Annotated in this window: 27 protein-coding genes; 7 read left to right on the plus strand and 20 right to left on the minus strand. The window is 64.2% G+C overall.

Annotated features, from left to right (window positions below; genetic code table 11):
• Positions 1-235: 235 nt before the first annotated feature.
• The gene (locus AC2FLM_RS05060) at positions 236-589 is read left to right on the plus strand and encodes a hypothetical protein (RefSeq protein ID WP_496856238.1); all 354 of its coding nucleotides are present in this window, start codon (positions 236-238) and stop codon (positions 587-589) included.
• A 4-nt stretch (positions 590-593) separates the two neighbouring features.
• Here the strand turns inward: AC2FLM_RS05060 and proS are convergent, their stop codons facing one another.
• Positions 594-1,988: a proline--tRNA ligase gene (proS, locus tag AC2FLM_RS05065; protein WP_234219158.1), complete on the minus strand. Its 1,395-nt coding sequence runs from the start codon at positions 1,986-1,988 to the stop codon at positions 594-596.
• A gap of 303 nt (positions 1,989-2,291) precedes the next feature.
• Positions 2,292-3,107: a helix-turn-helix transcriptional regulator gene (locus tag AC2FLM_RS05070; RefSeq protein WP_496856240.1), complete on the minus strand. Its 816-nt coding sequence runs from the start codon at positions 3,105-3,107 to the stop codon at positions 2,292-2,294.
• Positions 3,108-3,276: 169 nt separating this feature from the next.
• Between AC2FLM_RS05070 and AC2FLM_RS05075 the strand changes: the two genes are divergently transcribed.
• The 3 genes from AC2FLM_RS05075 to AC2FLM_RS05085 are packed head-to-tail and all read left to right on the plus strand — an operon-like array spanning position 3,277 to position 6,628.
• Positions 3,277-4,344 carry an AI-2E family transporter gene (locus AC2FLM_RS05075; protein WP_496856242.1) on the plus strand — a complete coding sequence of 356 codons (1,068 nt, stop codon included), beginning with the start codon at positions 3,277-3,279 and terminating at the stop codon, positions 4,342-4,344.
• Positions 4,345-5,034, plus strand: a complete 690-nt coding sequence (locus AC2FLM_RS05080; RefSeq protein ID WP_496856244.1) for a P-loop NTPase family protein — start codon at positions 4,345-4,347, stop codon at positions 5,032-5,034.
• Positions 5,035-5,083: 49 nt separating this feature from the next.
• Positions 5,084-6,628 carry a Ppx/GppA family phosphatase gene (locus AC2FLM_RS05085; RefSeq protein WP_234172173.1) on the plus strand — a complete coding sequence of 515 codons (1,545 nt, stop codon included), beginning with the start codon at positions 5,084-5,086 and terminating at the stop codon, positions 6,626-6,628.
• Between the two features lie 234 nt (positions 6,629-6,862).
• Here AC2FLM_RS05085 and AC2FLM_RS05090 read toward each other — a convergent pair whose 3' ends face one another.
• The 8 genes from AC2FLM_RS05090 to AC2FLM_RS05125 all read right to left on the minus strand — a co-directional run bounded on the left by AC2FLM_RS05090 (position 6,863) and on the right by AC2FLM_RS05125 (position 15,244).
• The gene (locus AC2FLM_RS05090) at positions 6,863-8,674 is read right to left on the minus strand and encodes an amidohydrolase (RefSeq protein WP_496856246.1); all 1,812 of its coding nucleotides are present in this window, start codon (positions 8,672-8,674) and stop codon (positions 6,863-6,865) included.
• Between the two features lie 160 nt (positions 8,675-8,834).
• On the minus strand, positions 8,835-9,215 hold the full coding sequence (locus AC2FLM_RS05095) for a hypothetical protein (protein ID WP_496856248.1): 381 nt from the start codon (positions 9,213-9,215) through the stop codon (positions 8,835-8,837).
• 38 nt (positions 9,216-9,253) lie between these two features.
• The gene (locus tag AC2FLM_RS05100; RefSeq protein ID WP_496856250.1) at positions 9,254-10,267 is read right to left on the minus strand and encodes an endonuclease/exonuclease/phosphatase family protein; all 1,014 of its coding nucleotides are present in this window, start codon (positions 10,265-10,267) and stop codon (positions 9,254-9,256) included.
• Between the two features lie 4 nt (positions 10,268-10,271).
• Positions 10,272-10,952, minus strand: a complete 681-nt coding sequence (locus AC2FLM_RS05105; protein ID WP_496856252.1) for a TerB family tellurite resistance protein — start codon at positions 10,950-10,952, stop codon at positions 10,272-10,274.
• A 40-nt stretch (positions 10,953-10,992) separates the two neighbouring features.
• On the minus strand, positions 10,993-11,487 hold the full coding sequence (locus tag AC2FLM_RS05110; protein WP_496856254.1) for a GNAT family N-acetyltransferase: 495 nt from the start codon (positions 11,485-11,487) through the stop codon (positions 10,993-10,995).
• Entirely contained in the window at positions 11,484-12,086 is a 603-nt protein-coding gene (locus tag AC2FLM_RS05115; RefSeq protein ID WP_496856256.1) for a VOC family protein, read from the minus strand. The genes AC2FLM_RS05110 and AC2FLM_RS05115 overlap by 4 nt, the downstream gene beginning before the upstream one ends.
• 130 nt (positions 12,087-12,216) lie before the next feature.
• The gene (gene scpA / locus AC2FLM_RS05120; RefSeq protein ID WP_496856258.1) at positions 12,217-14,346 is read right to left on the minus strand and encodes a methylmalonyl-CoA mutase; all 2,130 of its coding nucleotides are present in this window, start codon (positions 14,344-14,346) and stop codon (positions 12,217-12,219) included.
• On the minus strand, positions 14,312-15,244 hold the full coding sequence (locus tag AC2FLM_RS05125; RefSeq protein WP_496856260.1) for a hypothetical protein: 933 nt from the start codon (positions 15,242-15,244) through the stop codon (positions 14,312-14,314). Before AC2FLM_RS05125 ends, scpA begins: the two co-directional genes overlap by 35 nt.
• Before the next feature lie 171 nt (positions 15,245-15,415).
• On the opposite strand from AC2FLM_RS05125, the gene AC2FLM_RS05130 reads away from it, so the two are divergent.
• Positions 15,416-15,862, plus strand: coding sequence for a DUF4174 domain-containing protein (locus AC2FLM_RS05130; RefSeq protein ID WP_496856262.1), 447 nt, complete (start codon positions 15,416-15,418; stop codon positions 15,860-15,862).
• Positions 15,863-15,878: 16 nt separating this feature from the next.
• Here the strand turns inward: AC2FLM_RS05130 and AC2FLM_RS05135 are convergent, their stop codons facing one another.
• The 3 genes from AC2FLM_RS05135 to AC2FLM_RS05145 form a co-directional block, all read right to left on the minus strand.
• Positions 15,879-16,400: a hypothetical protein gene (locus tag AC2FLM_RS05135; protein ID WP_496856264.1), complete on the minus strand. Its 522-nt coding sequence runs from the start codon at positions 16,398-16,400 to the stop codon at positions 15,879-15,881.
• Between the two features lie 4 nt (positions 16,401-16,404).
• Entirely contained in the window at positions 16,405-18,450 is a 2,046-nt protein-coding gene (locus AC2FLM_RS05140) for an ATP-binding protein (protein ID WP_496856266.1), read from the minus strand.
• 120 nt (positions 18,451-18,570) lie between these two features.
• Positions 18,571-18,774 carry a hypothetical protein gene (locus tag AC2FLM_RS05145; protein ID WP_234219145.1) on the minus strand — a complete coding sequence of 68 codons (204 nt, stop codon included), beginning with the start codon at positions 18,772-18,774 and terminating at the stop codon, positions 18,571-18,573.
• A 659-nt stretch (positions 18,775-19,433) separates the two neighbouring features.
• Here AC2FLM_RS05145 and AC2FLM_RS05150 point away from each other — a divergent pair.
• The gene (locus AC2FLM_RS05150; protein WP_496856268.1) at positions 19,434-20,573 is read left to right on the plus strand and encodes a DcaP family trimeric outer membrane transporter; all 1,140 of its coding nucleotides are present in this window, start codon (positions 19,434-19,436) and stop codon (positions 20,571-20,573) included.
• A gap of 80 nt (positions 20,574-20,653) precedes the next feature.
• Here AC2FLM_RS05150 and AC2FLM_RS05155 read toward each other — a convergent pair whose 3' ends face one another.
• The 6 genes from AC2FLM_RS05155 to AC2FLM_RS05180 form a co-directional block, all read right to left on the minus strand.
• On the minus strand, positions 20,654-21,013 hold the full coding sequence (locus AC2FLM_RS05155; protein WP_234137588.1) for a hypothetical protein: 360 nt from the start codon (positions 21,011-21,013) through the stop codon (positions 20,654-20,656).
• A gap of 69 nt (positions 21,014-21,082) precedes the next feature.
• Entirely contained in the window at positions 21,083-21,220 is a 138-nt protein-coding gene (locus tag AC2FLM_RS05160; RefSeq protein ID WP_203583153.1) for a hypothetical protein, read from the minus strand.
• A 214-nt stretch (positions 21,221-21,434) separates the two neighbouring features.
• Positions 21,435-21,839, minus strand: coding sequence for a DUF6497 family protein (locus AC2FLM_RS05165; RefSeq protein WP_496856270.1), 405 nt, complete (start codon positions 21,837-21,839; stop codon positions 21,435-21,437).
• Between the two features lie 71 nt (positions 21,840-21,910).
• The gene (locus AC2FLM_RS05170) at positions 21,911-22,309 is read right to left on the minus strand and encodes a cupin domain-containing protein (protein ID WP_234143260.1); all 399 of its coding nucleotides are present in this window, start codon (positions 22,307-22,309) and stop codon (positions 21,911-21,913) included.
• On the minus strand, positions 22,306-22,794 hold the full coding sequence (locus AC2FLM_RS05175) for a GFA family protein (RefSeq protein WP_496856272.1): 489 nt from the start codon (positions 22,792-22,794) through the stop codon (positions 22,306-22,308). Before AC2FLM_RS05175 ends, AC2FLM_RS05170 begins: the two co-directional genes overlap by 4 nt.
• A gap of 10 nt (positions 22,795-22,804) precedes the next feature.
• Positions 22,805-24,337, minus strand: a complete 1,533-nt coding sequence (locus tag AC2FLM_RS05180) for an acyl-CoA carboxylase subunit beta (RefSeq protein WP_234137583.1) — start codon at positions 24,335-24,337, stop codon at positions 22,805-22,807.
• 182 nt (positions 24,338-24,519) lie between these two features.
• Between AC2FLM_RS05180 and AC2FLM_RS05185 the strand changes: the two genes are divergently transcribed.
• A complete protein-coding gene (locus tag AC2FLM_RS05185) occupies positions 24,520-25,725 on the plus strand; it encodes a multidrug effflux MFS transporter (RefSeq protein WP_234219140.1) in 1,206 nt (401 codons plus the stop codon).
• On the opposite strand, the gene AC2FLM_RS05190 is transcribed toward AC2FLM_RS05185, so the two are convergent.
• Positions 25,669-26,571 carry a LysR family transcriptional regulator gene (locus tag AC2FLM_RS05190; protein WP_496856275.1) on the minus strand — a complete coding sequence of 301 codons (903 nt, stop codon included), beginning with the start codon at positions 26,569-26,571 and terminating at the stop codon, positions 25,669-25,671. The genes AC2FLM_RS05185 and AC2FLM_RS05190 overlap by 57 nt on opposite strands.
• Positions 26,572-26,610 lie beyond the last annotated feature (39 nt).

The following is a 26,610-nucleotide window of genomic DNA, read 5'->3' on the forward strand; positions in this document are numbered from 1 at the left end:
CCCACGCGGCGGGGTCAACCTCTGGCGACAGGCGCTTGTGCCACGCAGCGGAGCGCCGCCCAGTCGCCGCATCGTTTCGGGGGTGGAAACAGTACGGCGGTTCCACGCTGTTTCGCCACCGAAATACCCAAAGTTTTAACCAAAATTAACACAAGGCTCCGTCAGGTTTTGTCTCGTCAACCAACGTCTGCCAGCATCGCAACACTGGGGCATATGAGCTGAGGTGATCATGACCATGACACGACCGATGTCACCGTCCACCAAGACCGCGCCGCAACCGGCAAGTTTCGACTGTGAAACGGCGGCCCTGCTGCGGGCGGTGATGCTGCCCCTGTTTCACGGCGCCGGAACCTGGGCCGAACTGATCGAGGCCATGCAGCGGCGCGGCTATGGCCTGGCCTTTCGAGGCGGCGCCTTCTGCATCGTCGATCGCACCAGCGACACGCGCCTGTGCGGATTGCGCTTTCTGGGCCTGGCGATGGAGGACCTGGTGACCCGGCTGGGACGGCCCTGCGTTCTGGCCCGTCCCGGCACTTTGGCGGATGGCGATCTGCTGAGCCACCCGCCAACCCGGTCAGCGGTTCACTGACCCGTTACAGCCAGGTGTGAAAGGACCGCCCGGCCATCGGTTCCTCGCGGGACAGATGCGGGTGATGCGGGGCATAGATCTCGGCCACCTTCTTCACCGCCGCCTCGGGGCTCAACTCGACGCTTTCACCGGTCTTGCGGCTGGTCAGCTCAACCAGCCCGTTCTTGAGCCCGCGCGGGCCCACCGTGATCCGCCACGGCAGACCGATCAGGTCCATGGTGGCGAACTTGCCCCCTGCCCGTTCGTTGCGGTCGTCATAGAGCGGGTCCAGACCGAGCGCTGTCAGCGCATCATAAAGCTTGTCGCAGGCTGCATCCGCCTCGTCGTCACCCTGCTTCAGGTTCACGATACCGCAATGGAAAGGCGTGACACCCTCGGGCCAGATGATGCCCTTGTCGTCGTGGCTGGCCTCGATGATGGCACCGATCAGGCGCGACACTCCGATGCCATGGCTGCCCATGTGCAGCGGTACGCGCTGACCGTCCTCGCCCTGCACCATCGCGCCCAGTTTCTCGGAATACTCGGTCCCGAAATAGAAGATCTGGCCCACCTCGATCCCCCGCGCCACGCGGCGGCGCTCTTCGGGGATCTCGTTGAAAACCGCCTCGTCATGGGTTTCGTCGGTGCGGGCGTAGCGGCTGGTGAACTCCTCCAGCACCGCCTGGCACTGGGCGTGATCGTCATAGTCGATCTTGCGGTCGCCAAAGCTCAGATCGGTGATCGCGCTGTCATAGAAGACTTCCGACTCGCCGGTATCGGCCAGCACCAGGAATTCATGGGTATAGTCGCCGCCAATCGGGCCACTGTCGGCCCGCATCGGAATCGCCTGCAACCCCATACGCTCATAGGTGCGCAGATAGCTGACCAGATGGCGGTTATAGGCGTGCAGCGCATCCTCTTTCGTCAGGTCGAAATTGTAACCGTCCTTCATCAGGAATTCACGGCCCCGCATGACGCCGAAACGCGGGCGCACCTCGTCGCGGAACTTCCACTGCACATGGTAGAGCGTCAGCGGCAGCGCCTTGTACGAGGTCACATAGTTGGCGACGATGTCGGTGATCATCTCTTCGTTCGTCGGACCAAACAGCATCTCGCGGTCGTGCCGGTCGGTGATCCGCAGCATTTCCGGGCCATAGGCATCATAGCGCCCGGACTTGCGCCACAGGTCGGCCGATTGCAGGGTCGGCATCAGCATCGGGATATGACCGGCGCGGATCTGTTCCTCGTGCACGATGTTTTCCAGCTTGCGCAGCACCTTGAAACCAAGCGGCAGCCAGGAATAGATACCGGCCTGGGCCTGCCGGATCATGCCGGCGCGCAGCATCAGGCGGTGGCTGACAATCTGGGCCTCGGCGGGGTTTTCCTTCAATACGGGCAGAAAATATCGCGACAGGCGCATCGTGCTGGGTCTTTCATGAGTTTGGCGTTTGCAAGCGGTCTATGACATCGACGTGCAACAGGCAATCGCCCAGGCGCGGTTTCGCTGCGAGGATGAACCGGTCAGAGCGCGAAAGATAGCGCACCGACCCTTGGGGAAGGGTCGGTGCAGGTCGCTCCACCGGCTAATCGGCCGGTTCCCCGAGCGGGTGTTCTAGATTGCCCGCGCGGCACAATTTCCGCGTGGGCACCCGCAGTCGAAGATTCACTCACGGAGCCGTGATACCCTGCCCCGAGCATCCACCGCTGGCGAGTGCGGGAATCCTCAACCCCTGATCTCGGGCGCGTCCGAAGTCACGAAGATCAGGTTGAGAAAGGCCGCCTTGGCCACCGCCTGGGCGGTGGTTTCCACCCCCAGCGCGTCACGCGCCTTGCGCAGGTGTTTCTCGATGGCGCTGACCGACAGGCCGGTCAGGACCTGGATGTCCTGCATGGTCTTGCCATCCGCGACCCATTCCAGCAATTCGCGCTGCCGTTGGTTCAGACAGGCACTGCGCACCGGCAGCGGCAGGTGCGAGAATTTCAGATGCGCCATGTTGCAGATCGCCATCACGCGCGCCGAGATCCGTGGCCAACGCAAATCCAGCGCGGCCTGGCTCTCATGCGCATGCGCCGCCAGCCCCATCGCGCCCTTGTAGCGTCTCCCCCCCTCGGCGAAGCTGATCGAGATGCCCGCCCGCCGGCGTCGGGCCTGCATGGAATCCATGGCCGCGCATTCGCTCTCTGACAGGCGCCCGGCGGCGCGTTCTTGCGCAACCCAGCCCCAGGACACCGCGCCAACATTCTCCAGCACCCAGCGATATTCCGCTGTCCGCAGGTAGTGTCCGGTTTCGTGATGCGCCCGCACCCGCTCGGGGGAATGGGTGCTGCGGATATAGACGTCATGCGGGTCACCAATGCTCGTCCCCGCCAGCCCGCGTGTCAGGGCGTAGTTGACACGCTCGAACCCAAAGGGCGCCATCGCGTCGACCAACAGGGTCCAGACCGTTTCGGTCTCTGTCGCCTCGGCCATCCGATTGAGAAGGTCGAGCACCCCGGACGCGGGCAAGCCGCAGCTCTCTGACTTGTTCTGTTCTGCCACGGATGCTCCTTTTGGTCTTTGCCCGCCAACCGTTGACAGGTCGCCGGGCGGCGCAATGCAAGTGCGGAAATCCTCATCCTTGCGGCCCTCTGGCCAAGGCAACGCTTGCAAGCCCAGACACCATAAGCCAAAACCGAAGCATGAGAGAAATCTTCGCGCCGGAGGCCGCATGGCTCTGCCCGTAAAGGATCAACTGCGCTACTGGGGTGTTGCCACGGTGATCTTCGTCGCCGTGCTCTACCTGCTGGGTGACGTGCTGCTGCCCTTTGTGATCGGCGGCGCGATTGCCTATTTCGTCGATCCCGTCGCAGACCGGCTGGAGCGTTTGGGCCTGTCGCGTTCGGCGGCCACCGCGGTGATCACGGTCGCCTCGGTGCTGCTGTTCATGCTGATGGTGCTGATGGTGGTGCCGGCATTGATCGCGCAGATGATCGACCTGATCAACGTGCTGCCGCAGTTGTTCCAGGACCTGAGGGCCTTTGTCAGCACCCATTTCCCCTCGGTGCTGGATCGCGAATCGAACGCGCATCAGATGATCGCCTCGGTGATGGAAACGCTGAAGTCGCGCTCGGGCGACCTGCTCAAGACCCTGGCCGGTTCGGTCGGCTCGGCCATCAACGTGGTGCTGCTGTTGGTGATCGTGCCGGTGGTTGCGGTCTATCTTCTGCTTGACTGGGACCGGATGATCGCGCGCATCGACCAGTTGCTGCCGCTGGATCATGCACCGGTGATCCGGCGTCTGGCCGGAGAGATCGACGCTGTGCTGGCCTCTTTCGTGCGCGGCATGGGCACGGTCTGCCTGATCCTGGGCACCTATTACGCGGTGGCGTTGATGATCGTCGGCCTGCAATTCGGTCTGGTGGTCGGGCTGATCGCCGGGCTGGTGACCTTTATCCCCTATCTGGGGGCACTGATCGGCGGTGCGCTGGCCATCGGGCTGGCGCTGTTCCAGTTCTGGGGCGACTGGCTGTCGATCGGACTGGTGGCGGCAATCTTTGCCCTGGGCCAGGTGGTCGAAGGCAACCTGTTGACCCCGAAGCTGGTGGGGAGTTCGGTCGGGCTGCATCCGGTCTGGCTGTTGCTGGCCCTGTCGGTCTTTGGCGCGCTGTTCGGCTTTGTCGGCATGCTGATCGCGGTGCCGGTCGCGGCGGCGTTGGGGGTGCTTGCGCGTTTCGCCACCGGACAGTATCTGGGCAGCCGCCTCTACCGGGGCCTCACCGGACAGGACGACGACTGAATGGCCCGACAACTCAGCTTTGACCTCCCCGCGATGACCGCGCTGGGGCGCGAGGATTTTTTCGTCTCGCCCGCCAATGCGCTGGCGGTGGCGATGATTTCCGCACAGGTCTGGCCCGGCGGCAAGCTGGTGCTGACCGGCCCGGCGGGCGCGGGCAAGACCCACCTTGCCCATGTCTGGGCCGCCGAGACCGGCGGGCGTATCACCGCCGCAACCGACCTGGCCGAGGCCGATATTCCCCAGTTGGCATCCGGCCCCGTCGCGGTCGAGGATGTGCCGCTGCTGGCAGGCGACGATCCGCGTCAGGCGCTGCTCTTTCATCTGCACAACCTGACCCTGGCCAATGGCAATCCGTTGCTGCTGACCGGACAGCAGGCGCCCGGATTCTGGGGCCTGGCCCTGCCTGACCTGCAAAGCCGGATCGAGGGCGCACAGCATGTGGCGCTAGACCCGCCGGACGACGCCTTGCTGGGCGCTGTACTGGCCAAACTGTTCGTCGACCGGCAACTCAGCCCCGGCCCCGAGGTGATCTCGTATCTGGTGAAACACATGGACCGCAGCTTCGAGGCCGCCGCCCGCATGGTCGAGGCGCTGGACCGGATCGCGCTGGCCGAAAAGCGCGACATCACCCGTGCACTGGCCGTTCGGCTGCTGAACGATCAGCCCGGTGCGGCCGGACACCGCAATTGACCCGAATGACTCAATCCCGCATTCTGCCCACGCGAAGACAGGGGGCCGCATGAACCTGCAAACGGAAACATCCGTCCCGGACTGGGGGCCCTTCGGCAGACCGCTTTTCGACGATCCCGGCGCCCGGGCGCTGTCGCGGATCGGCGTGGTGGATGTCGGCTCGAACTCGGTCCGCATGGTGGTGTTCGATGGGGCAGCGCGCTCGCCCGCCTATTTCTACAACGAAAAGATCATGTGCGCCCTGGGCGCCGGTCTGGCCGAGACCGGGCGGCTGAACCCCGAAGGCCGGGTGCGGGCGCTGGCCGCGCTGCGCCGGTTCCAGCACCTGGCCGACGACCTGGACCTGCCGCCCCTGCGGGTGGTGGCCACCGCTGCCGTCCGCGAGGCCGCGGATGGCGCCGATTTCTGCGCCGAGGTTAAGCGCGAGACCGGCCTTGTGATCCAGGTGATCGACGGTGAGGAAGAGGCGCGGCTGTCGGCGCAGGGCGTGCTGCTGGGCTGGCCGGGTGCCTATGGGCTGATCTGCGATATCGGCGGCGCCTCGATGGAACTGGCCGAGATCGGCAGCGGCCAGGTGGGCCGCCGCCTGACCTCGCCGCTGGGGCCACTGAAACTGCGCGACGTGCCGGGCGGCCGCCGCGGCCGCAAGGCACATATCAAACAGGTGATGAACGACCTGCGCGCCCAGCTTGGCCCCCAGCGCGACCGCTTGTTCCTGGTCGGTGGTAGCTGGCGCGCCATCGCGCGTGTCGACATGCTGCGCCGGAATTACCCGCTCAAGGTGCTGCACGAATACCGCATGACCGTCCGCGACGTGCACGAAACCGCGCGCTATATCGAACGGGCCGACCTGGACAAGCTGCGCAGCAAGGCCGGCGTTTCGGCCTCGCGCATGGCGCTGGTTCCCTATGCGATCGACGTGCTGGCCCGGCTGATCCGCGAGTTCAAGCCCAAGGATATCGCCATCTCCTCTTACGGGATCCGCGAGGGGCTGCTGTATGAACAGATGCCGCAGCGGCTGCGCGACCGCGACCCGCTGATCGAGGCCTGCTATTTCGCCGAATCCAAGGATGCCCGCCTGCCCGGATTCGGCAAGCAGCTCTTTGAATTCGTGATGCCGCTGTTCAAATCCGCCCCCCGCCCACGGGTGCGGCTGATCAAGGCCGCCTGCCTGCTGCACGATGTCAGCTGGCGGGCGCATCCCGATTACCGCGCCGAGGTCTGTTTCGACAATGTGACCCGCGCCAACCTGGGCGGGCTCAAGCATTCCGAACGGGTCTTTATCGGGCTGGCCCTGCAACACCGCTATCGCAACAAGCGTGAGGGCAACCGGTTCGAGCCGATTTACGCGTTGCTGGACGACAAGAGCCAGACCCAGGCCGAGATCCTGGGCAAGGCAATGCGCTTTGGCGCCATGCTCTGGCTGAAGCGAGACGCGCGGATGGGGCGGCTGCATTGGTACCCCAAGAAGCGCAAACTGGAACTGCACCTGCCGCAAGAGGCCGCCCCGTTGTTCAGCGAAGTGGCCGAGGCCCGGTTCCAATCGCTGGTCTCGGCGCTGGGGGCCACGTCCGAGGTGTTTATTGAGGAGTGAGACCAGCGCAGCCCGGGGCCGCAGGTTTGCCCCGGACTTTCTGGAACCTGATATGACCCATCCTGTCGGGTAGTCCCACAGAGGTCCGCGCACAGGTTCGTAACAAGCCGCTGGCCAGAACGCATTGCGGCGGACAATGAGCGGGAGTTGCTTCGGGCTCGTTCAGCAACTCGCTCAACACCAGCTTAAGTTAGGCCAACAGCGAGGCGGATCAAAAAGACGACCCGATGCCTCTCAATTCCGGGCGGTGAGACCCTCGTACATGGCGTGAAGAATATGATCCGCCGCGACAGGGCTAAAGGCAAAATCCGGGTGTGACAGTTCGCCTTTCTGCACGCCCGCCTCGGCCTCGTAGATCACCTTGTTCTCCTTGATGGTCTTCACCACACGAAGCTGATCCAGCGTTTCCGGATCAACCGCGGTCGGGTCGCCAGACAGAATGACGAAATCGGCGAGCTTGCCCACCTCGATCGAGCCCTTGTCGTCTTCCTCGAACTGTTGCCATGCGGGCCAGATCGTCATCGCCTTGAGCGCGGTCATGACATCGACCCTTTGATGTGGCCCAAGGATGTCGCCGGAACGCGTCCGCCGGGTGACCGTGGCGTCAAGAATGCGCATGCTGTCGGGGAAGGCAACTGGCGCATCGTGATGAGAACCAAACATCATGCCACGCTGAACCAGCCATCCGGTTGGCGAGATGTTTTCGGCGTTGACCGGCCCAACCGTATGGTCTCGATGCCAGTCGCCCCAATAAAAGGTGTGCATCGGAAACAACGACATGAAGACACCCAGCCGCTGATAGCTGTCCACCTGGTCTTCGCGCAGGAATTGACCATGGATCAGTACCGGACGGTTACCCGGATCGCCATACTTCTCCTGCGCCGCCCCAAGTGCGGCGATCAGCATGTCGGACGCCCCCTCGCCGTTTGCATGTGTGATGATCTGCAAACCGTTCTCGTAACACCAGTTCACCGCGTCTTGGACCTGCTCCATCGTCACGGCAGAATACCCGGCGTAGCCCGGTGGATAATCGCCCACCGGATCGAAATATGGTCGGTCTCGAAGCGCGGTGAATCCTTGCGGCGAACCGTCGATTGTCAGCTTGCAACCTCCGACGCGGACGTTGCCGGTGTAATCATCCGAAGCGTTTGCCTTGATGTAATCCTTGGCTTCCAGCACATCGGGAAAAGCGATCACATCGATCGGCAATTCGCCTTCGGCGTCGACCGCTTTCAGGGCTTCGACGACGCCGCCCGAGGATCGGCCGTCCTGTGCCGTGGTATAGCCAAAGCTCGCCCATAGCTTGGCCCCGGCCTTGGCAAAGACAGTCACACCCTCGGGGCCCAGTTCGGACAGCATCGGCACCACCGCCGTGAAGAAGGCATATTCTTCCAGCACACCGTTCGGCTCGCCGTCGGGACCACGCCGGATGACGCCACCGGGCGGGTTCTCTGTCGAGGCATCGATCCCTGCGATTTCCAGCGCCTTCGAATTGCCGACACCCAGATGCCCAGACTGATGCACGATCATGATCGGGTATTCAGTCGAAACCGCATCGAGGTCTTCTCGTGTCGGATGCCGCAGTTCCGCGAGTTGGGCATTGTCGTAACCAAAGCCGATGATCAATTTCACCTTCTCGACGGTATCGGCGTTCTTCTCGGCCCACTCCCGAAGCGTTTGCTGCAAACTGGGAATGTCGGTGACGTCTCCATCCGGCGGGGCGAGAAGATTGGCGGAAAGCGCCTGTAACCCCCCCATGACCACGTGCCCATGGCTGTCGACAAATCCCGGCAGCATGGTTCTGCCATCCAGATCGAAGACCTTCGTCGCGTCGCCTTGCCGCGCCAACAGATCGGACAGATCGCCCACAGCAAGAACCCGCCCGTCCTTCACCGCGACTGCCTCGGCGCGTGGCTGCGCGTCGTCGACCGTGAGAATAGGACCCCCGGTATAGATCGTGTCCGCGACTTCCTGGGCTTCGGACATTGATGCCCACATTGCGATAACCGCAATCCAGGCCGTCGTGCGATGCAACGTCGTCAACATGTTTGTCTTCCCTGATTGGTGATCCTATCCCTAGAAAGTAGCGACGGGTGAGACGACTTGATAGCGCATTCTTGATCCGGTTCGTGTCGATCGGCAGCTATGCCGCAGAACGCGGCTGTCGATGCACCCTCGGCAAGCGTCAATTCCACGATAGTTCGCGCTAGATATCCGTCATCCCCGGTGGGGTCGGCTCCACGGGTACAACCGGCTGCGCCTCGGGCAGCGGTGTCTTGCGGCGGATGAGGATGTCGCCGTTGGGCAACATCTCGGGCATCTCATAGACCGACCAGTCCTCGACCCGCTCGGCCAGATCGGCCAGCGCCGGGCCCATCTGTTCGAGGAAACTCAGCACCGATGGCCCCACCTTGCCCGCCATGTCGCGCAGGTCCCTGAGCGCTGGTTCCATCTCCTGGCTCAACCCTTTGAGGAACAGTTCGGCGCCGCGTTCCATCAGCGAGCGGCCTTCCTCCTCGTCCTGCGCGGTGGCGGATAGCGGGGTGGTCAGCATCAGGCCAAGGGCGATGACAAGGATCGGTTTCATATTCCCAAGATAAGCATTCGCGCGCGCGATTTCAAAGCTCAGATGTCGATATCCAGCGACACCGGGAAATGATCGGAGGCGGTCAGCAGCGCCTCGCGCAACTCGACCATCTGCCAGCATTCGGCATCGTCGAACGGATGCCAGATGCGCCAGGCCGGGCGCCGCGCCAGCAGGCCCCGGCTGATCATCACGTAATCGAGCAGCGCCGACAGGTACCGCCCCTCGCCCGGCAGCTGGAACCGCGCCGTCGCCGGCAGCGGCCCGGGCCGCACCTGCCGCGCCTTGTCGGCATGCGGGTCATACAGCCCCGCCGCCAGCAGGATCTCGACCGAGGAACGGCCAAAGAGATGTTCGAATTCGTCCAGGCCGGGGCCGTCGTTCAGATCACCCAGCAATACCACCTCTTCCCCACGTGCCAGATGATCCTCGACCCTTTCGCGCAGCCAGATCGCCTGTGCCAACTGTTTGCGCCGGTTCAGGATCGAGATGCGGATCGCCTCGTCGCGGGATTCGGCCCCATGCGGCGCCTTGGATTTCAGATGCGCCCCGATCATGCGGAACCGAGTGCCCGTGGCGGTCTTGATCTCCAGCTCCAGCGGCGGTTTGGAAAAGCGCACCAGATCCTCGGTCGCGTCGATATCGAGGTCGATCCGGTAGGTGCCGTCGAACCGAGGCGGCGTAGCACTGCCGCGCTTTCCGGTCTCCTCGCCCAGGGGATCGTGCCGCGCCTCGAGCCGGGCCGGATCGTACAGCAGCGCCAGTTCCTGGTGGGTCTCGTTGGCAAAGCCCATCACTGCGGCGCGAGTGCGCAGATCAAAGGCCTCGGCAAAGGCGGTCAAAGCCCGCACCGTGTTCTGCGTCCGCCCGGTATTGGGCGCCTCGACAATCAGTACCGCATCGGCGTCAAGCGCGGTCAGCACCTTGGCAATGGCCTCGACCTGCTGGGCGCGGGTGACATCGTGGCGCCCCGACCAGCGGTCATCCACCAAAAGGCGGTCATTGCGGTCAAAGAGATTGGCGAACCACTCGATGTTCCAGGTCGCCAGCCGCATCGCCCTAAACCCGCGCCCCGTTGAGTTCGTCCCAGGCCCGGTTGATGTCGATCATCTTCTTTTCGGCCAGGCGGATTGCCTCTTCGGGCACGCCACGCGCCATCATCGCATCCGGATGTGTCTCGCGCACCAGCTTGCGCCAGACCTTGCGGATCTCGGCCATCGGCATGTCCGGCGACACCCCCAGCACCGTATAGGGATCCTTGGGCGCATCAGGTACGAAACGGGCACGCAGGGCATGGAACTGGCGGTCGGTCTGGCCGAATATGCGGGCGACATCCTCGAGAAACTCGTTTTCGCCGGGGTGATAGAAGCCGTCGGCCATGGCGATGTGAAACAGCCCCTCCATCAGGTCACACAGCACGGTGCTGTCCTCGGCGAACATGCCTTTGATCTTGCGGGCATAATCCTGATAACCGGCGACATCGGTGCGGGCCATGTCAAAGACGCGCGCCGCGCCCGCCTCGTCGGCGCGAGCGATCTGGAACACTTCGCGAAAGGCGGTCACCTCGTCGCGCGTGACCCGGCCATCGGCCTTGGCCATCTTGGCGCCTAGCGCGATAACAGCGATGGCAAAGGCCACCGATTTCTCGGGCGGAGTACGCAAGCGTTCGAACACGGCGCTCAGGCTTTCGCCCTGCGCCAGCGCGCTCAGCGCGTCGGTTATGCGGGTCCAGAGTGACATGGCGCCACACTAGCGCCTTCGCCCGGCGGTGTCAGGTGCGTCAATTTGGGTCGGCATCGAGAATTTTCTGCATCAGGATCAGGTCGAGCCAGCGCTCCTCCTTGTACCCGACCTGCGGCAGGCGCCCCACCTCGGCAAAGCCCAGCTTGCCATGAAACGCCACCGCTCCCGGATTGACGCCCGAGATACCGGCCACCAGCACATGCACCCCCTCGGCGCGGGCGACCCGCTCCAGTTCCGCCATCAAGGCGCGCCCCGCCCCCTGCCCCCGCGCGCCGGGGACAAGCAGGATGGAATGCTCACGGGTGCGGGCATAGCCGGGCCCCGACCGAAACGGGCCATAGGTGGCAAAGCCCAGAACCGCACCCGCCGCTTCGGCCACCAGATAGGCGGGCGCGCGTGCCGCGATATCTTCGGCTACGGCCTCTGGCCTGCGCAATTCGGTGGTAAAGGTCACCAGCGTGTCGCGGATGTAATGATTGGCGATCCCGGCGATAGCAGCCGCATCCTGCGCCCGCGCGGGCCGGACCTTCATGCCAGCACCCGCAGACCGTGCGGCGTGTCGATCTCGGCGCGCAGGGCCGAAGGCCCGGTCTCGAACACCACCCGCTCCAGCGACCCGCACAGCTCTGCCAGTGCCTGTGCCTCGGGATGGGTCACCACCAGCCGGCGCAACGCGCAGCCCGAAGGCGCCAGCATCGCCGCCGGATGCAGATCGCCCTGCCACTGGATGAGCGCCGGAAACCGGTCATCATAGGGCAGCACGCCACTTGCCGGAACCGCCATCCGCCAGCTGAGCGCGCCGCGCTCCAGATCGACGATATCGCCCGCCCCGGTTGGTGCTGCGGCCAATGCCGCCGCCAGATCGGGCACCCGGCAGATCCAGTTGTTCAGGCGGGCGGGGCCCGCGAACCGGTCCAGATCGAACCAGCGCGGCCGGTCCGGCGCAGGTGCAGCCGGGTCGATGGCAATCGCCTCCAGGTAAAGCCCGTCGGCCAGGCCCAACAGCGTGTTATGGGTGCCAAACCGCGCATGCTGCCCCCCCGGCTGCATCGCCACCCCCAGCGCCGCCTCCACATGCGCCCGAGCCGCCTCCAGCGTCTCGCCCGCCACCGCGATATGATCCAGTTCCATCACCGCCCTCCTGCCAAAGCAGAGACTGACAGCAAAAAAGCGGCAAGCCAACGCCTGCCGCTTCTTTCTGGTTCGAAATACTCCGGGGGGAGGCCGCAGGCCGGGGGGCAGCGCCCCCCAACCCCTGCCCTCAGCCCGCGCGCGCGTCGCGCACCAGTTTCAGGATATCCTGCGCCGCTTCGGGAATGTTGGTGCCCGGACCAAAGATCGCCTTGACCCCGTGATCATAGAGGAACTGGTAGTCCTGCTGCGGAATGACCCCGCCGCAGATCACGATGATGTCCTCGGCACCGGCCTTCTTCAGCTCTTCGACCAGTTGCGGCGCCAGCGTCTTGTGGCCCGCCGCCTGGCTGGAAATGCCGACCACGTGGACGTCGTTGTCGATCGCATCCTGCGCCGCCTCGGCCGGGGTCTGGAACAGCGGCCCCACATCCACATCGAAACCGATATCGGCAAATGCGGTGGCGATCACCTTGGCGCCCCGGTCGTGGCCGTCCTGGCCCATCTTGACCACCAGCAGACGCGGGCGGCGGCCCTCTTCCTCGGCAAAGGCCTCGATCGACTTCTGGATCGCGGCAAAGCCCTCGTCGCCCTCATAGGCCGCGCCATAGACACCGGCCAGGGTCTTCACTTCGGCGCGGTGGCGGCCGAATTCCTTTTCCATCGCCATGCTGATCTCTCCTACGGATGCCCGGGCGCGGGCCGCCTCGACGGCCGCTTCGAGCAGGTTGCCGCCCTCTTTGGCGCGGCGGGTAAGCTCGTCGAGCGCGGCGACACAGGCCGCCTCGTCGCGAGTGCTGCGGATACGCTCCAGCCGGGCGATCTGGGCGTCGCGCACCGCCATGTTGTCGACGTCGAGAATGTCGATCGGGTCTTCCTTGTCCTTGCGGTACTTGTTGACGCCGACGATCACCTCTTTGCCGCGGTCGATCATCGCCTGGCGGCGGGCTGCGCTTTCCTCGATGCGGAGCTTGGGCATGCCACTGGCCACGGCCTTGGTCATGCCGCCCATCTCCTCGACCTCCTGGATCAGTGCCCAGGCCTTTTCGATCAGGTCGTTGGTCAGGCTCTCGACATAGTAGGAACCCGCCAGCGGATCGACCACCTTGGTCACGCCGGTCTCTTCCTGCAGCACCAGCTGGGTGTTGCGCGCGATGCGGGCCGAGAAATCGGTGGGCAGCGCAATCGCCTCGTCCAGCGCGTTGGTATGCAGCGACTGGGTGCCGCCCAGAACCGCGCTCATCGCCTCATACGCCGTGCGGATCACGTTGTTATAGGGGTCCTGCTCTTGCAGGCTGACGCCCGAGGTCTGGCAATGGGTGCGCAGCATCTTGGAACGTTCGGATTTGGCGCCGAACTCGGTCATGATCCGGTGCCACAGCGTGCGCGCGGCGCGCAGCTTGGCAATCTCCATGAAGAAGTTCATGCCGATGGCAAAGAAGAACGACAGGCGGCCTGCGAACTTGTCCACGTCCATCCCCGCCTCGATCGCGGCGCGCACGTATTCGCGGCCGTCGGCCAGGGTATAGGCCAGTTCCTGCACCAGGTTCGCCCCGGCCTCTTGCATGTGATAGCCCGAGATCGAGATCGAGTTGAACTTCGGCATGTTGTCCGAGGTATAGCCGATGATGTCCGAGATGATCCGCATCGAGGGTTCGGGCGGGTAGATATAGGTGTTGCGGACCATGAACTCTTTCAGGATGTCGTTCTGGATAGTCCCCGACAGCACCGATCTGTCATGGCCCTGCTCTTCGCCCGCGACGATGAAACTGGCCAGGATCGGGATCACCGCGCCATTCATCGTCATCGAGACCGACACCTTGTCGAGCGGGATACCGTCGAACAGGATCTTCATGTCCTCGACGCTGTCGATGGCGACACCGGCCTTGCCCACGTCGCCCACCACGCGGGGGTGGTCGCTGTCATAGCCGCGATGGGTGGCCAGGTCGAAGGCGACCGAGACGCCCTGCTGACCGGCGGCCAGGTTGCGACGGTAGAAGGCGTTCGATTCCTCGGCGGTCGAAAAGCCGGCATATTGCCGGATGGTCCAGGGGCGGCCCGCATACATGGTCGCCTTGACGCCACGGGTAAAGGGGCCAAAGCCCGGCATCCCACCCATATGCGGCAGTTCGGCGGTGTCCGCCTCGGTATAGAGCGGCTTGACGTCGATCCCTTCGAGCGTCTGCCAGGTCAGGTCTTCAACGGGGCGCCCGCGCAGCTCTTTCTCAGCCAGCGCCCGCCAATCGTCGGTCTTGCTCATTGCGTCTTCCTCTTGTCAATTCGGGTCTTGGCAGGGTTTGCCCCGCCGGTTTCTTGTTCGGATCATCCATCAGCCAGGCGAGCCCATCGGCGCCCGCCGCCAGCCACATCAAGTCATCGGCATAGGTCTCGCGCAGGGCGGTGGCCTGGTCCGGTGCAAAGGGGGTCCAGCGGCCCTCGCCACCGGGCAGCGCGCGCGCCAGGCGCTCTGGCAGCATCTCGCGCAGCTCTGGCAGGCGCGGCGTTGCGTTCAACCAGTCGCGGCTGTGTTCGCTCGGCGCCGGGCGGCCGGTGACCGCCTGCAACTGCGCCTCGGGGCGACCCGCGAAAATCTCGAACGGCAGCACCCACAGCCGGGCGCCCGGCACCGCGCAGCCGATATCGGCGATCACGTCGCGCCAACTGCGCGGGCCCTGAGCGATCCAGTCCAGCGCCACCGGCGATGGCAGGCCAAAACCGCGCGTCAGCCCATAGCCCAGCGCCGATGACCACCAGATCTCGGGCGAGCGGATGTTCAGCACCACGTCGCTGATCTTGCCGTCAAAGGCCTCGGCGTAGCGGGCGATACGCTCGCCCGCGTCCGGGTACAGTTCCGCCTGACGCAGGTTCAGCCGCATCGAACCCAGCATGTTCTCGTCACTCACCACCAAACGCCGGGTGCCACCCAGCGCGGTGCGCGCCAGGTTCAGCCGCACCCGCCCCACCGCGCGGCGGCGCAGGTCGCGCCCGGTGGCGGGGCCGGGCGTGGGCAGCAGGCCCCGAAACAGCCCGTTGCGGGTCCGCCGTGGCCCCCAGAACCCGGTGCCATCGGCGGCCAGCCGGTCGGCATTCTGGCGCAGATAGTGTTGAAATGTGGTGGTCGCGCAGCGATGCGCGCCGATATGCAGGATAACGTCCATGGCGCAGCCTTTCTTGCGGGCCCTCAGGACCCGATGGGAGCGGGAATGTACCCTCACAGTCATGCCCAACCCCTGACGAAGCCATTAACGTTAAACTTTTTGCATCCCCCTCTCGCGCAAGCTGTCGCAATCGGCGCCGCCGCGGCTATATTGAACGGGACAGGAGACCACATGAGACCGTTATTCGCCTTTGTTTTCCTTGCCTTTCTCCCGCTTGCAGGCTGGGCAGCCGATGCCATGCAACCTGAAGCGGAGGCTCTGATCCGGCCCGCCGGTGAGAGCGATTTGAGTGAATTTTTATGGATAAAACGGCCCATCGTGATCTTTGCCGATACCGATGCTGACCCCCGGTTCCAGCAGCAGATCGAGATGCTGCGCGCAGGCGCAGACATGCTCACGGAACGCGACGTGGTGGTTCTGACAGACACCGACCCGTCGTCCCGCTCACCCGCCCGGCAGAAACTGCGCCCGCGCGGTTTCGCGCTGGTGGTGATCGACAAGGATGGCGGCGTCAAGCTGCGCAAGCCGACACCGTGGAGCGTGCGCGAACTGACCCGGACCATCGACAAGATGCCGACCCGCGAACAGGAAATCCGCGACCGGCGCGGGCTGAACTGAGGCGCGCGCGCCGCCATCACACATCTCCCCGGGCAAAGAACACCTGTCGGCGTTCCCGGTCGAGGATCACCAGGGCGTTGTTATCCGGGGCAAAGATCAGCAGCGCGGCAGGCGAGTGCAGCGCGCTCAGATAAGCCGATCTGGTGCCCTCGTCCATGCAGGCCCGCGCGCTGAGCCCCGAGGCCAGGATGCCCAGCCCCTTGGGCAGATCCGCCGACATCACCGCCTGCGAGACCTGATCGGGCGTTTCGCCTTCAAGATCAAAGGCCACGATGGCCTCTTTCGACAAGGCGGCCAGACCGTCATTCAGGGTCGAGACCGTACGCACCTTGTTCTGGAGGAAATCGGCCTGAGTGGCGAACAGCCCCGCCGTGCATTCCAGCTTGGACTCGAAATAGAGCGTATCGCCCAGCGGCATCCAGCCGCCGAGTTGGGCACGCACCTCGGCCTCGCGGTCCAGCGCACAGGCCGCCAGCCCGATCAGGGCCAGCGCCGCGAGCGGGTGCGATGCGCGAGGATATGTGCGTGCCCCGAACATGGGGTTATTCGAACTCCATGATCACGTCATCGACGGCCAGGCTGTCGCCCGCGCCGGCGTTGATCTTGGCAACCACGCCCTTTTTCTCGGCGCGCAGGATGTTTTCCATCTTCATCGCCTCGACGGTGCACAGCGCCTGACCCTCCTGCACTTCCTGCCCCACTTCGACATCGACCTTCACGATCAGGCCGGGCATCGGGCAAAGCAGCATTTTCGAGGTGTCGGGCGGCAGTTTCTCGGGCATCAGCCGCGCCAGTTCCGCCTGACGCGGGGTACGCACATGCACTTTCAGATCGGCGCCCCGGGTGCGGATGCGGAACCCGCCCGAGATCTTGCCCACCTTCAGCACCAGCGGCGCACCATCGACCATCAGGTTGGCCAGCTGGTCGCCCGGCGTCCAGTCACTGGTCACCCGCATCGCGCTGCCATCGTCAAAGGTGACGGTCGAGCCATCGTGATCGGCGGCGATGGTGGCCGGGAAATCGGCACCTTGCAGCGTGACCACCCATTCGGTGCCCACCCGGCGCTCGTGGTTGTCCATCCGGCCCGAGACACGGGTGCGCCGGATCTCGGCTACACGGTGCATTGCGGCGGCGGCGGCGGCCACGCGGCGCAGGTCGGTTTCAGGCAGGGTCACGCCTTCGAAGCCTTCGGGATATTCCTCGGCGATAAAGGCCGTGGTCATGTCGCCCGAGATGAATTTGGGGTGGTCCATCACCGCGCTGAGGAAGGGCAGGTTGTGACCGATGCCTTCGACCTCGAAACTGTCCAGCGCGATGCGCATCGCCTCGATCGCAGCGGCACGGGTCGGTGCCCAGGTGCAGAGCTTGGCGATCATCGGATCGTAGTACATGCTGATCTCGCCGCCCTCGTAGACGCCGGTATCGTTGCGCACGGCCGCCTCGCCCGAGGGCGCGTCGCCCTGCCATTTGCCGTTGACCAGCAACGGGCCGGCGGCGGTTTCCGCCGGGGGACGATAGCGGGTCAGACGGCCGATCGAGGGCAGGAAGCCGCGATAGGGATCTTCGGCATAAAGCCTGTTCTCGATGGCCCAGCCGGTCAGTTTCACATCGTCCTGGGTGATGCTGAGCGGTTCGCCCGCCGCCACGCGGATCATCTGTTCCACCAGATCGACACCGGTGATCAGCTCGGTCACCGGGTGTTCCACCTGAAGGCGGGTGTTCATTTCGAGGAAGTAGAAGTTCTTCTCTCCATCGACGATGAATTCCACGGTGCCCGCGCTGGCATAGCCCACCGCCTTGGCGAGCGCCACGGCCTGTTCGCCCATGGCGCGGCGGGTGGCCTCGTCGAGGAAGGGGCTGGGCGCCTCTTCGACGACCTTCTGGTTGCGGCGCTGGATCGAGCATTCACGCTCGCCCAGATAGATGCCGTTGCCATGGCTGTCACACAGAACCTGGATCTCGATATGGCGCGGCTGGGTGACGAACTTCTCGATGAAGATACGGTCATCGCCAAAGCTGTTCGCCGCCTCGTTCTTGGAGCTTTGGAAGCCTTCGCGCGCCTCCTGATCGTTCCAGGCGATGCGCATGCCCTTGCCGCCGCCCCCGGCGCTGGCCTTGATCATCACCGGATAGCCGATCTCGTTCGAGATTTTCACCGCTTCATCGGCATCCTCGATCAGACCCATGTAGCCGGGCACGGTCGAGACATTTGCCTCCTGCGCGATCTTCTTCGACGTGATCTTGTCGCCCATCGCCTCGATGGCGCCCTTGGGGGGGCCGACAAAGATGACACCGGCGGCCTCCAGCGCCTCGGCGAATTTCGAGTTCTCGCTAAGGAAGCCATAGCCCGGATGCACCGCCTGGGCGCCGGTTTCCTTGATCGCGGCCATCACCTTGTCGATGACGATATAGGACTGGTTGGCGGGCGGCGGGCCGATATGCACCGCCTCGTCGGCCATCTGCACATGCAGCGCCTGCTTGTCGGCATCCGAATAGATGGCAACGGTGGAAATGCCCATCTTGCGCGCGGTCTTGATGACCCGGCAGGCAATCTCGCCCCGGTTGGCGATCAGGATCTTGTTGAACATGCGATGTCCTCTGTCTTGGAAAGGTCGGAACGCAAAACGCCGCCCCCGGCCGGATGGCCAGGAACGGCGTATCGCGCGATGTCAGCCGGGCGGTTCAGTGCCCGGGGAGAAGTCAGTGCGTCAGTTGCAGGTGCCTTGCACCTTGCAATAAAGGATGTTGCCAGCGGCGCCGGCCGCGGCGCCGACAACCGGGTTTCCGTCCAGGACGAGCGAGCCCAGAAGCCCGGCGCTGCCGCCATAAAGGGCCTGTTCGGTCGGGTTGTCGCCACAGGCGGCCAGGCTGGCGACGAGCGCCAGACCGGCAAAGAGTTTCGATTTCTGCATCCTGCCCTTCCTTCGGATTGGTCCGTCTTATGGGCAGATAGATGGCGTGGCGCGCGGGTGGAAATCAAGCGGCGCAGACGCCCTGCGACAGCCTCAGCGGCAGGCCGCGCAACTTGGGGGAAATCCGCCGATCCAGCCACGCCGGGCGCGGGCAAAAAGACGGGCGGTTCGAGGTCAGCGACATCAAACCGCCCGCTTAGGGAAGGGGTACGGAATAGTAGGTGCGCGCACGACGCAGGCAGATTTGTGCCGCACGCCTGAACGAGGCTGCCGTATCCGTGGCACGCCGCCAAGCCCCGGTTCGCGGGACGCCGGATTTGAGCCGGATTCTGCCGGGCGCGGAGCAACCTTGGCGGGAAAGTGCCGACAGGGTGCTTCTCAACTGCGGGCATGTCCTTTGTCACATAACCGTTACGCAAGGCCAGGCGATCCCGAGCCAACCCACAGGCGCGGCGACTGCTTTCACGCGAACTGCACGCGTTCGTGCGCGACAGACCCTGTACCGGCGAGATACCGTGTGCGACAGGCAAAAACTCAACTCCCGAACGATCACCATCGCGGCAATTTCCGCTCACGGCCAATCGCCCGCTTGTCATTTGATCGCACCGGGGCCGCGTGGAACCCAAAGCCTCGCCACACATACGAGGAGATGGGTAGAAATGGTGAGGAGACTTGACGCAATATCGGCGCTGGCGCTGATGACGGCCCTGGGGGGCGCCGGAGCGGCGATGGCCGGCGATGCCGGCAGCCAGGCCGAACTGGACGCGCTGCGTGCCCGTGTCGAAGCGCTGGAGGCCGGCCGTGCCGCCGGTGCACGCGGCGACCTGCATGTCGGTCGCACCGCGATCGACATTTACGGCTATGCCAAGGCCGATTTCTTTTACGATTTCGACTTTGTGCAGGGCGACACCGCCTTTGTGAACAATATCGGCGAACCCGCGAATGCTACCGACGGCACCTTTGGCGCCACCGTGCGCCAGTCGCGCCTGGGCATCCGCACCAGCACCGAGACCGATATCGGCACCCTGGGTGGGCAGCTGGAGTTCGACCTGTTCGCCTCGGGCGGCCGGTCGGAGCTGCGCCTGCGCCATGCCAATATCCGCATCGGCGACCACTGGCTGATCGGCCAGACCTGGACCAACTTCATGCCCATCGGCCATTACCCGACTAGTGTCGAGTTCAACGGCCCGGTCGGCGTGACCTTTGCCCGGGTGCCGCAGGTGCGCTACAGCCATGCCTTCGGCAAGGCGCTGTTCAGCGCCTCGATCGAGGAAAACAGCGCCCGCTCGGACGATCCGGTCGTCACCGCCGCGCTGGAATACAATGACGATCTGTTCTCGGCCCGGATCGCGGGTCTGGTCGGGACCGTCATTTCCGGCGGCACCGAGGTCGACCAGACCGGCGTCACCGTGTCCGGTGCCCTGCGCCCTTGGCATGGCGGCCTGTTCCAGGCAACCTTTGTCACCGGCGAGGCGCTGGGCCCGCTGCTGATCGGCGGCGGTGCCTCGGCGGTTGGCGGCGTGGCCAACGATGTCGATGGCTTTACCGTCGAATTCCGGCAGGATGTCGGCGAGAAGTGGAACTTCGGCATCGCCTATGGCAGCGAGGAATACGACCTGCCCACCTCGACCGGTACGCTCGATTTCACCGAGCTTGAGACCATCCATGTCAACGCGTTCTACAAAGCCACCGACAACCTGACGCTGAGCGGTGAATACATCTTTGGCGAACGCACCACCTCGACCGGCGCCAGCTTCGAAGGCGACCGGGTTCAGCTTGCGGTACAGCTGAACTTCTGAGAGCCGCGGCACGCCCTGTCCTCCCTCGGTCAGGGCGTGTCCGGTATTCCCCGAACGGGCCATATGCGCCGCCAGTTGGATCATTCCCAATCGTCCCCGTCGAACGCATCCGGGAACGAGGCTCGCGCCACCGCCACATCAATGACCAGAAGCGCCTCGTAGCTGGCCGGATCGAAGGGATCCTCTGCTGCCACCACCTCGCGGCCGAACAGCCAGCTCAGGCGCCCGGCATCCAGATTGCCGCGCTCGAACGGTTCGTCGCCGAACTGCTCCCACAGGGCCTGCATGAACAGCGCATCGGCACGGCGATCGACCGCCTTGCGGTCGCGATAGCGCTCGCGCCGGACCAGTGGCGTGACGCCCTTGGGGTTGGCGCGGCGAATGGTGAACTGGAAATCAGAGCCGGGCATGCGGCTGGGGAAACCGCGATGTTTCAGCATGACACGCCCTCCCGGCCAGAGAGCGCGGCGAAACGCGGGATCGGCCGCAGGGCCGATCCCGCGGTGTTCTTACTTGTACTTGCCGGTGAAGGTCGGCTCAGTCGAGATGGGCTCGATGATGACGAATTCTTCTTTCGGCGAGTTGTCACAAGCAGCAACGGCGCCGACGAAGGCGACCATTGCCACGAATTTGATGCATTTCGACATCTGTTTCTCCTACTGACACAATCGAAACGAACAGAAGCAACAGCTTCTGCCTGCCTCACCCTTTCGGGATTGGACGCACGTTGGCGACCGTGCCGGAGCATAGTGGAAATCGGGCCGGAAATACATCCGGGATGGGGCAAGTTCATGGCCTGTGACTCCAAAGTCGCAAAACTCCGCTGATGTGAAGTTTGACCCGCAACATGTTGTGGCATCGTCAAAACTCCTCCCAGATACAGCGAGAGTCGCGGAGGCGGTAGGCCTCAAAAAATTGTGTAGCTCCGGGTTGCGAGGTGCCGAAGGCGACCGGGCGGTCCGACATCGAGATGATCACGCGCGCCGGTGTGATCTGGCGGCTTTCCACATATGGGACCGCCAGGATGGTGCACAGATGCTCCATGTCGATGGCCACCACGTCATAGGGAATCTGCCCTGCCTGGTCGCCGATCTTGGGTGCGATGAAGCGGAAGCGGATCCACAACTCGCCCGGATTGTTGTCGAGCAGCACATCGGCCAGTTCCACCGGCTGGCCCGAGGGCACCGGCAACAGCGCCTGCGCCCGAACAGGCGCGGCAAACGCCGCCATTAGCGCCAGGACATAGAGGCAACCCCGGCCCCGCAAGCGGGCTCCTCTCGCCGGGGTTGCTTGCGCATCGCACGTGGCGGGCGCTGTTCCATGTCGGGCGCGCAGGGTCATGGGGCGGTCTCGTCCCGTGTCTCGAAGGCGGCGGGCGAGATGATCTCGATCAGTTCCATATCGTCTGAATGACGGCATTCGCGGTGCTTGATGCCGGGTGGCTGCAACACGCAGGACCCGGCGCGCAACATGTGCTCGCCCTGCCCTTCGTATTCGAAGACGACCCAGCCCTTGGTGACATAGACCATCTGGAAATCAAGCTCGTGGCTGTGCCAGGCGCCCGGGCTTTCCATGCCCGGCACCGCGCGGATCACATGGGCGCCGAACCGGCCCTTGGTCGCATCCTTGATGCCCAGATCACGATATTCGAAAAAGGCCCGCAGCCCCTGCCCGACAAAAGGGGAACTGTCGGCATGGCTGATGGTAAAGGCCTGATTTTTCCAAAGCTGTGTCATGAGCTTACCAGGTGATGATGGTCGTAGACCGCCGGATCCTGCGGTGCGCCTTCAAGATCGGTTGCGTGTTGCCGGTAGACCGGGAACCCGGCCTGTACCACCGTCCCCTTCTGCGCGCAGTCGGTGAAGATGTACTTGGCGTTTTCCGGCGTCCTGTCGAACCAGTCCGGGTCGTCCAGGGTACCCGCCATGACTCCCGTGAAACCGGGGAACCGTTCCAACTCCACAAACACGGTGGTGGCACAGGTCGGGCAGGATTTCAGGTGGATCTCCTTGCCGCTGCCCTCGGAGACATGGGTGTAGGTCCGCAGGGAGCCCGACACCAGCCGGAACGCGCCACCGGAAAACCCGGCAAGCGCATTCATCGGTGTCCCGGTCATCTTCTGACAGAAGCGACAGGTGCACCATGTCAGACGCAGGGGCGGTTCGCTCACTTCGTAGCGAAGCGCGCCGCACAGGCATCCACCGGCGTGGGTCTGGCCCATCATTGACCTCCTAGAGCGGAATGTTGTCGTGCTTCTTCCACGGGTTCTTGAGCGACTTGCCCCGCAGCGAGGCAAAGGCGCGGCTGACGCGTTTGCGGGTGCTGCGCGGCTGGATCACCTCGTCGATGAAGCCGCGTTCGGCGGCGACAAAGGGATTGGCGAACCGGTCCTCGTAATCCTTGGTATGGGCCGCGATCTTGTCCGCATCGCCCAGATCGGCGCGGTGGATGATCTCGGTCGCGCCCTTGGCGCCCATCACCGCGATCTCGGCGGTGGGCCAGGCATAGTTGAAATCGCCGCGCAAGTGCTTGGAGGCCATCACGTCATAGGCGCCGCCATAGGCCTTGCGGGTGATCACGGTGACCTTTGGCACCGTGGCCTCGCCATAGGCGAACAGCAGCTTGGCGCCGTGCTTGATGACGCCGCCATATTCCTGGCTGGTGCCCGGCAGGAAGCCCGGCACGTCGACCAGCGTCAGGATCGGGATTTCGAAACAGTCGCAGAAGCGCACGAAGCGCGCCGCCTTGCGGCTGCTGTCGATGTCCAGACAGCCCGCCAGGATCATCGGCTGGTTGGCCACGACGCCCACGGTCTGCCCTTCGAGCCGGATGAAGCCGGTGATGATGTTCTTGGCGAAATCCTCCTGGATTTCATAGAAATCGCCCTCGTCCGCGATCTTGTTGATCAGCTCTTTCATGTCATAGGGGGTGTTGGCGTTTTCCGGCACCAGCGTGTCGAGGCTGGCCTCGATCCGGCCCGGCTCGTCAAAGAACGGCCGCACGGGCGGCTTTTCACGGTTGTTGAGCGGCAGGAAATCGACCAGGCGGCGGACCTCGGCCAGCGCCTCGACATCGTTTTCAAAGGCGCCGTCGGCGACCGAGGACTTGCGGGTATGGGTCGAGGCCCCGCCGAGTTCCTCGGCTGTCACCACCTCGTTGGTGACGGTTTTCACCACGTCGGGACCGGTCACGAACATATAGGACGTGTCCTTGACCATGAAGATGAAGTCGGTCATCGCGGGCGAATAGACCGCGCCGCCGGCGCAGGGGCCCATGATCACGCTGATCTGGGGCACCACTCCGCTCGCCATGATGTTGCGCTGGAACACCTCGGCATAGCCCGCAAGGCTGGCGACGCCCTCCTGGATGCGCGCGCCGCCCGAATCGTTGATACCGATCACCGGGGCGCCGTTCTGCACCGCCATATCCATGATCTTGCAGATCTTCTGGGCATGGGTTTCCGACAGCGAGCCGCCAAAGACGGTGAAATCCTGGCTGAACACATATACCATGCGGCCATTGATCGTGCCCCAGCCGGTGACCACGCCATCACCCGCAGGCTTTTGTTTTTCCATCCCGAAATCGGTGCAGCGATGGCTGACGAACATGTCGAATTCTTCGAAACTGTCCTCATCCAGCAACAGCTCGATCCGCTCGCGCGCTGTCAGCTTGCCCCGGGCATGCTGGGCGTCGATCCGCTTTTGCCCGCCCCCCAGCCGCGCGGCCTCGCGGCGGGTTTCCAGCTCGGAAAGGATGTCTTTCATGGCGATTGTCCCCTTTGAAATTTGAACGGACCATAAAGACAATGCCGCAAGCGCCAAAGGGGAATTCGGCAAATTTGCAAATCATTGGCAACGCCACCAAAGCAAAACGCAAAGTTGCTAATTAACACCTTAACCCACGGCCAAAGATGGACTTGCCCGCCGAGCGCGCCTAGATCGAAACCATGCAGACCCCGCCCGCCTCCTTGCAGCGCAGCCCACCTGCGCTTGCCACTCTGATCCTGTTGTCGGGCCTTTCCGCCCTGGGCATGAACATCTTTCTGCCCAGCCTTCCCAACATGACCGAGTATTTCCAGACCGATTACCGGTTGATGCAGCTTTCGGTCGCGCTGTATCTGGCGGTGAACGCGGCAATGCAGGTGGTGATCGGACCGCTGGCGGACAAGGCCGGGCGGCGCCCGGTCATCCTGTGGGGGCTGGTCCTGTTCCTGATCGTCACGCTGGGCTGCATCTATGCGCCCACGGTCGAGATTTTTCTCTTCTTCCGCATGTGCCAAGCGGTGATCGCGGTGGCCATCGTGCTCAGCCGCGCAGCGGTGCGCGATATGTACGAACAGGACAAGGCCGCCTCGATGCTGGGCTGGGTCACCATGGGCATGGCGGTGGTGCCAATGATCGGCCCCGCGCTGGGCGGCGTGCTGGACCAGTATTTCGGCTGGCAGGCCAATTTCTGGATCCTGTTCGTGCTGGGGGTGGCGGCGCTCATTCTCACCTATGTCGATTTCGGGGAAACCGCGCTGAAAAGCGGCAAGACCCTGATCCAGCAGTTCCGCGAGTATCCCGCCCTGCTGACCTCTCCCCGGTTCTGGGGCTATTCGCTGGCCAGCGGCCTGTCCTCGGGGGCCTTCTTTGCCTATCTGGGCGGCGCCCCCTTTGTCAGCACCGAGGTTTTCGGGATGGAGCCCGCGCGCATGGGCCTGTTCTTTGGCGCCCCTGCGCTGGGGTACTTTGCCGGCAACTTTGTCAGTGGCGCTTATTCGGTAAGGTTCGGCGTCGACCGGATGGTATTGTGGGGCTGCCTGATGAACGCGCTTGGCATAACCCTGTCGCTGGCAACCATGCTTTCCGGATATGGGTCTGAATACAGCTTTTTTGGACTGATGACGCTGGTCGGGCTGGGCAACGGCATGTCGATCCCCAACGCCACCGCCGGCGCTCTGTCGGTGCGACCGCATCTCGCAGGCAGCGCCTCGGGTCTGAACGGCGCCATCATGTTGGGCGGCGGCGCCGCGCTGAGCGCCTGGGCCGGCGCCTTGCTGACGCCTGAATCCGGCGCGCTGCCGCTGCTCTGGCTGATGCTGGGCACCGCCCTGCTAGGGGTTGTCGCCATCCTCGCCGTGATCTGGAGAGCACGCCGGCTGGGCCTGTGACATTCGCGCGGAAAGAACGCCTTCGACCCAATCCGCGACCAGGCGAACGCGCTTCAGGTCACGCAGTTCGCGACGCAGCATCAACCAGAGTTCGCGCTTGGGCAGCGCTCCATGCCGAAACGGCAATTCGACCAGGCGCCGCTCGGCGCCGCCGATGATCCGGGGCAAGAGCGTTTTCCCGTGGCCGGAGCAGACAAGCCGGAACAGGGTTTCGGCATCGTTGACCGAGACCTGAGCCGCGCCTTCGATCTCTGCCGCGCGCGTGATGGCCGCTGCCTGAGGCAGGTATTGCATACGTGTTTCATAGCCGATCCAGGGCAGATCTCCTGCGGCATCGCGCGCAGTAAAGGCAGCATAGTCCAGATCTCCCAGCTTGCGCGCCAACACGCCCTGCCCGCCCTCTGTCGGGCGCGCCAGGCGCAGGGCGATATCGGCCTCGCCGCGCAACAGGCTCAGATCGCGGGCCTCGGCAATCAGTTCCAGCCGCAGTCCCGGAGCCGCCGCGCGCAGATCGCAAAGCGCAGGCACAAGGATCTGGTTGATCACCATCGGCACCGCTGTCAGGCGCACCGTTCCAGACGTAGCATCGCCACTGGCCCCGGCCAGGGCGCCGACCCCCTGCATTTCGTCCCGCATGACCTCGGCATGGCGGCACAGTCGGCGCCCGAATTCGGTAAGACCAAAGCCCTGCCCGCCCACCTCGACCACCTGGCGCCCCAGCGCCGTCTCGAGCGCACGCAGGCGCCGCGACACGGTGGTCTTGTCCACGCCAAGTGAGCGGGCCGCCCCTTTGAGGCTGCCCGCTTGCGCAACCACCAGCAGAAACCGCATGTCATCCCAGTTCATGACTGCAATCTTGCATCTCCTGACTGCAATTTTCTACTC

The sequence above is a fragment of the Ruegeria sp. SAZD011 genome (assembly GCF_059612545.1).

What these genes read in the sequence shown, in the direction of transcription:
- AC2FLM_RS05175 (WP_496856272.1), bottom strand. Translation starts at nt 22,794, where the DNA reads ATGGGCCAGACCCACGCCGGTGGATGCCTGTGCGGCGCGCTTCGCTAC.
- proS (WP_234219158.1), bottom strand. Translation starts at nt 1,988, where the DNA reads ATGCGCCTGTCGCGATATTTTCTGCCCGTATTGAAGGAAAACCCCGCC.
- AC2FLM_RS05085 (WP_234172173.1), top strand. Translation starts at nt 5,084, where the DNA reads ATGAACCTGCAAACGGAAACATCCGTCCCGGACTGGGGGCCCTTCGGC.
- AC2FLM_RS05140 (WP_496856266.1), bottom strand. Translation starts at nt 18,450, where the DNA reads ATGTTCAACAAGATCCTGATCGCCAACCGGGGCGAGATTGCCTGCCGG.
- AC2FLM_RS05135 (WP_496856264.1), bottom strand. Translation starts at nt 16,400, where the DNA reads ATGTTCGGGGCACGCACATATCCTCGCGCATCGCACCCGCTCGCGGCG.
- AC2FLM_RS05115 (WP_496856256.1), bottom strand. Translation starts at nt 12,086, where the DNA reads ATGGAACTGGATCATATCGCGGTGGCGGGCGAGACGCTGGAGGCGGCT.
- AC2FLM_RS05150 (WP_496856268.1), top strand. Translation starts at nt 19,434, where the DNA reads ATGGTGAGGAGACTTGACGCAATATCGGCGCTGGCGCTGATGACGGCC.
- AC2FLM_RS05075 (WP_496856242.1), top strand. Translation starts at nt 3,277, where the DNA reads ATGGCTCTGCCCGTAAAGGATCAACTGCGCTACTGGGGTGTTGCCACG.
- AC2FLM_RS05190 (WP_496856275.1), bottom strand. Translation starts at nt 26,571, where the DNA reads ATGAACTGGGATGACATGCGGTTTCTGCTGGTGGTTGCGCAAGCGGGC.
- AC2FLM_RS05180 (WP_234137583.1), bottom strand. Translation starts at nt 24,337, where the DNA reads ATGAAAGACATCCTTTCCGAGCTGGAAACCCGCCGCGAGGCCGCGCGG.
- AC2FLM_RS05110 (WP_496856254.1), bottom strand. Translation starts at nt 11,487, where the DNA reads ATGAAGGTCCGGCCCGCGCGGGCGCAGGATGCGGCTGCTATCGCCGGG.
- AC2FLM_RS05090 (WP_496856246.1), bottom strand. Translation starts at nt 8,674, where the DNA reads ATGTTGACGACGTTGCATCGCACGACGGCCTGGATTGCGGTTATCGCA.
- AC2FLM_RS05095 (WP_496856248.1), bottom strand. Translation starts at nt 9,215, where the DNA reads ATGAAACCGATCCTTGTCATCGCCCTTGGCCTGATGCTGACCACCCCG.
- AC2FLM_RS05155 (WP_234137588.1), bottom strand. Translation starts at nt 21,013, where the DNA reads ATGCTGAAACATCGCGGTTTCCCCAGCCGCATGCCCGGCTCTGATTTC.
- AC2FLM_RS05080 (WP_496856244.1), top strand. Translation starts at nt 4,345, where the DNA reads ATGGCCCGACAACTCAGCTTTGACCTCCCCGCGATGACCGCGCTGGGG.
- scpA (WP_496856258.1), bottom strand. Translation starts at nt 14,346, where the DNA reads ATGAGCAAGACCGACGATTGGCGGGCGCTGGCTGAGAAAGAGCTGCGC.
- AC2FLM_RS05100 (WP_496856250.1), bottom strand. Translation starts at nt 10,267, where the DNA reads ATGCGGCTGGCGACCTGGAACATCGAGTGGTTCGCCAATCTCTTTGAC.
- AC2FLM_RS05145 (WP_234219145.1), bottom strand. Translation starts at nt 18,774, where the DNA reads ATGCAGAAATCGAAACTCTTTGCCGGTCTGGCGCTCGTCGCCAGCCTG.
- AC2FLM_RS05060 (WP_496856238.1), top strand. Translation starts at nt 236, where the DNA reads ATGACACGACCGATGTCACCGTCCACCAAGACCGCGCCGCAACCGGCA.
- AC2FLM_RS05160 (WP_203583153.1), bottom strand. Translation starts at nt 21,220, where the DNA reads ATGTCGAAATGCATCAAATTCGTGGCAATGGTCGCCTTCGTCGGCGCC.
- AC2FLM_RS05130 (WP_496856262.1), top strand. Translation starts at nt 15,416, where the DNA reads ATGAGACCGTTATTCGCCTTTGTTTTCCTTGCCTTTCTCCCGCTTGCA.
- AC2FLM_RS05105 (WP_496856252.1), bottom strand. Translation starts at nt 10,952, where the DNA reads ATGTCACTCTGGACCCGCATAACCGACGCGCTGAGCGCGCTGGCGCAG.
- AC2FLM_RS05170 (WP_234143260.1), bottom strand. Translation starts at nt 22,309, where the DNA reads ATGACACAGCTTTGGAAAAATCAGGCCTTTACCATCAGCCATGCCGAC.
- AC2FLM_RS05185 (WP_234219140.1), top strand. Translation starts at nt 24,520, where the DNA reads ATGCAGACCCCGCCCGCCTCCTTGCAGCGCAGCCCACCTGCGCTTGCC.
- AC2FLM_RS05125 (WP_496856260.1), bottom strand. Translation starts at nt 15,244, where the DNA reads ATGGACGTTATCCTGCATATCGGCGCGCATCGCTGCGCGACCACCACA.